Genomic DNA, 3,350 nt, shown 5'->3' on the forward strand with positions numbered 1-3,350 from the left:
AGTCTCTCGCTGGTCGGCAAGCGCGCATGGAGGGATCGCCATGGATCGCTTCCGGTTCTGGCAACGATGGCTGGAGATCGTAGCCTGGCTGATCACGGGGTTCGGTCTGCTGATGGCGCTCTTCATCAGCACCCCGCTGTTTCAGGGGTTTCACTCCCAGATCGATCCGGCCTTCTGGCCGTCGGGAGCTATCCCGCAGGCGGCTGAACGCTATCAATCCTGGGTGCTAAGCGCGTGGGGAGCGACGGTCGCTGGCTGGGGGCTGCTTCTCTTGTTCGTGGCTAGGGTGCCCTTCCGGGCCAGGCAGCCCTGGGTATGGCCGGCCATCGCCTGGAGCCTGGTGTTGTGGTTTGCCTTGGACACCGCGGCCTCGCTCCGATATGGAGTGATCTTCAACGCCGCCCTCAACGGGCTGATTCTCCTCCTGGCCGGGATCCCGCTATTGGCGACGCGGGGCGCGTTCTCCCAGCCGCCTCCGGATGGACTCGGGGACCCCGATGCCGGCTGAGGGCGTGGAGCCCCGCGCCCATCGCGGGGAGTCACGCTGCCCGCTCGGCGGACGTCCGGCGAAGCCTGGGCAGGGACCGGTCAGCGCCCACCCAGCTTCGGTTGCGGCCAGGAGCTCCCAGAAGGGCGGCGGATTGAGGCCTGCTGGCGCGGTTGTCACCAGATACGGCAACCTCTGACGTTGCCCGGGCAGCCGGCGCGCAACTGGGCGAGGTCTGGTGATCGGAAGGGCGGTGGCGCCACGCGTTGCGGCGGCGCCAGCCCGGGGACGGACGGGCAGAGGAGGCGGTCGGATGTCGATCAAGGACAGAGTCGGGGAGGCGCTGGCGTTCGGACGACAGGAAGAACTCCGCCTGATGCGGGCTGTCCCGACCCGGGCGAGGACGGCTCGAGGATCCTCGCAGCAATGGACGGCCAGAGACAGCATGATCCACCAGGCAGTGTGGAAGTTGGTCTTCGTTCAGGCCATGGAAAACCCCGCCGTCGCGCCGGACGACGCGGGACCGGATGAGCCCGACCAGGTGAACCAGGTCATCTTCGCCAGTGCGAAGGATCTGACCTGGGGCGAAACCGAAGCGCTCTTGACGCATGCCCATCAGCGGACGCTGGGTGCATTGCAGAGGCTCGAGGGGGTGGCTCTAGAGAACCCCGCCCTGTTCCCCTGGCTGGGCGGCCAACCGCTGTGGCGCCGCCTGCTGGGATCGGCCATCTTGCATCCGGTGGTTCACTATGCGCTGGCCTACCGGCAGATCGGGATGGGGGCTGAGTCGCTGCGCCTCCAGGAACGCGTGCTGGAGGCGATGGATGCCGTCAGTCCGAGCCCAGAGTGGCTCGGCGTCGGGCGCTACAACCTGGCCTGCGCCTATGCCCTGCAGGGCGAGACCGACCAGGCGCTGGCGCGGCTGACCGAGGCCCTGCGGCTGCGCCCCGACCTGACGGCGTGGTCCAAGCAGGATCCGGATTTCGAGGCGTTGCGGAGCGACCCGCGCTACCAGGCTCTGTACGCACAGTGAACGCGGAATTCATCCGCCGCTAGGCTCCCGCACCGGATCTTCGGACGATCCTTGCGCCGTGATCCCGGCAGCGGACGATCGAGCGGGGCCTGCATCGAGGGCTGTCAGCTACGTGGTCTTTGCCTGCTGTCTGCCAGCAGGGCGAGGATGCGATGGGGGGCGTCGACCGGTGGATCAGGGCATGATCGGCCTGGCGACGGCGGCAGGTCTCGGATTGGCGGTGCTGGTTGTCCTGGTCACCCTGCTTTGGCTGATCAGTCTGCGCCTGCGAGATGCAAGCATTGTTGACGTTTTCTGGGGGCTGGGTTTCGTAGCGCTCAACCTGGTGCATGTCCTGCTCACCCCCGATGGCACCCCTGCCCGTAAGGTGACGGCCACCGTGCTGGTCAGCCTGTGGGGGATACGCCTGGCAGCTCATCTCTTGGCCCGCAATCGGCGGCGGCCGGAGGATTTCCGCTACGCCTTTGGCGCGAACAAGCCGGCTCCGCCTGGTGGTGGAGGAGCTACTTCAAGGTCTTCCTTCTGCAAGGCGTGCTGACCTGGGTGATCGGCTTTCCGCTGGTGGCGGCCCCGGCAAGTCCCACGCCGCCGGTTCTAATCTGGATGGATGGGTTATCCTTCGGGCTCTGGTCGATCGGCTTCTTGTTCGAGAGCGTTGGCGACTGGCAATTGGCGCCCTTTAGGTCCAATCCGGAGCATCGAGGGAAGCTCCTGACGCACGGACTATGGCGCACCACGCGCCATCCCAAAACCTTTGGGGACGCGCTGTAGTGGTGGGGCTTGTTTGGGCTGGCGGTGGCGGTCGATGCGTACTGGACAGTGTTCAGCCCAATCCTGATGACCTGGCTGCTGCTTCGGGTCTCCGGCGCAACGATGCTCGAACGGAGGCTGGCCCACACCAAGCCAGGCTACGAACGGTACATGGCCAACACCAGCGGGTTCATCCCCCTGCCTCCCCGGCGGGAAAGGAATCGGCCTTGGGGGGTAGGCTGAAGGCGCCTCGATCGAGCCCGCCTGTCGAGGCGCACCCAGAACGGAGCCTTGCCATGCGCAGCTATCGGAAGGAATTGTGGTTCTCCTTGCCAGAACGGAGAGGGTTTGTCAACATCACCCCTGATGTTGAAGCCTGCTTGGCCGAAAGCCAGGTGAAGGAAGGCTTGGTCTTGGTCAACGCCATGCATATCACGGCCTCGGTCTTCATCAACGATGACGAGTCTGGGCTGCACCACGACTATGAGACCTGGTTGGAGAGGCTCGCCCCGCACGAGCCCGTGAGTGGGTACTGGCACAACCGCACCGGCGAGGACAACGCTGACGCCCACCTGAAGCGGCAAGTCATGGGGCGCGAGGTCGTGGTTGCTGTCTCCCGCGGACAACTAGATTTCGGCCCCTGGGAGCAGATCTTCTACGGGGAGTTCGATGGCCGCCGGCGAAAACGGGTGCTCGTCAAAATCATCGGCGAATAGTGGCCCGCCGCGGCGCTGGCCACCAGCGCAGGAGGTTCAGATGAGACGCGGGATGCTGGCGGTGCTGATCGCAGGACTCGTGAGCGCATGCGGCGCCCCTGCTGAACCGACGCTTGAGGCGCCGCTTTCGGCGACGCCGGGCCCCTTGCCCCCGCCCAGTGAGGCGGCTCCGGCACCGGCCGCGACCGCAGAAGAGCCGCACCCGATGGTGCTTCGCAGCCCTGCCTACGAGTCGGACGAGGAGATCCCCGTGGTGCACACCTGTGACGGGGACGATACGTCACCAGCCCTGATCTGGGAATCCCTGCCAGAGGGAGCAGCCAGCCTGGCGCTGGTGTTCGATGACCCCGACGCCGGCGGCTGG

At 66.1% G+C, this 3,350-nt stretch carries 4 protein-coding genes and 1 pseudogene; all 5 read left to right on the plus strand.

What is annotated here, in order from left to right; all coding sequences use genetic code 11:
- Window positions 1-508: hypothetical protein (locus MUO23_11555; GenBank protein ID MCJ7513592.1), on the plus strand; the 508-nt coding region annotated here is incomplete at its 5' end.
- A 292-nt stretch (window positions 509-800) separates the two neighbouring features.
- Window positions 801-1,520 (plus strand): tetratricopeptide repeat protein, encoded by a 720-nt coding sequence (locus MUO23_11560; GenBank protein ID MCJ7513593.1) that lies wholly within the window; start codon window positions 801-803, stop codon window positions 1,518-1,520.
- Between the two features lie 181 nt (window positions 1,521-1,701).
- Window positions 1,702-2,513, plus strand: a pseudogene (locus MUO23_11565) (DUF1295 domain-containing protein).
- A 53-nt stretch (window positions 2,514-2,566) separates the two neighbouring features.
- Window positions 2,567-2,986, plus strand: coding sequence for a secondary thiamine-phosphate synthase enzyme YjbQ (locus MUO23_11570; GenBank protein MCJ7513594.1), 420 nt, complete (start codon window positions 2,567-2,569; stop codon window positions 2,984-2,986).
- Window positions 2,987-3,026: 40 nt separating this feature from the next.
- A partial coding sequence (locus MUO23_11575; protein ID MCJ7513595.1) for a hypothetical protein occupies window positions 3,027-3,350 on the plus strand: 324 nt, incomplete at its 3' end.

The organism is Anaerolineales bacterium, assembly GCA_022866145.1.
In the GTDB taxonomy this organism is placed as follows: domain Bacteria; phylum Chloroflexota; class Anaerolineae; order Anaerolineales; family E44-bin32; genus PFL42.

What these genes read in the sequence shown, in the direction of transcription:
- MUO23_11560 (MCJ7513593.1), top strand. Translation starts at nt 801, where the DNA reads ATGTCGATCAAGGACAGAGTCGGGGAGGCGCTGGCGTTCGGACGACAG.
- MUO23_11570 (MCJ7513594.1), top strand. Translation starts at nt 2,567, where the DNA reads ATGCGCAGCTATCGGAAGGAATTGTGGTTCTCCTTGCCAGAACGGAGA.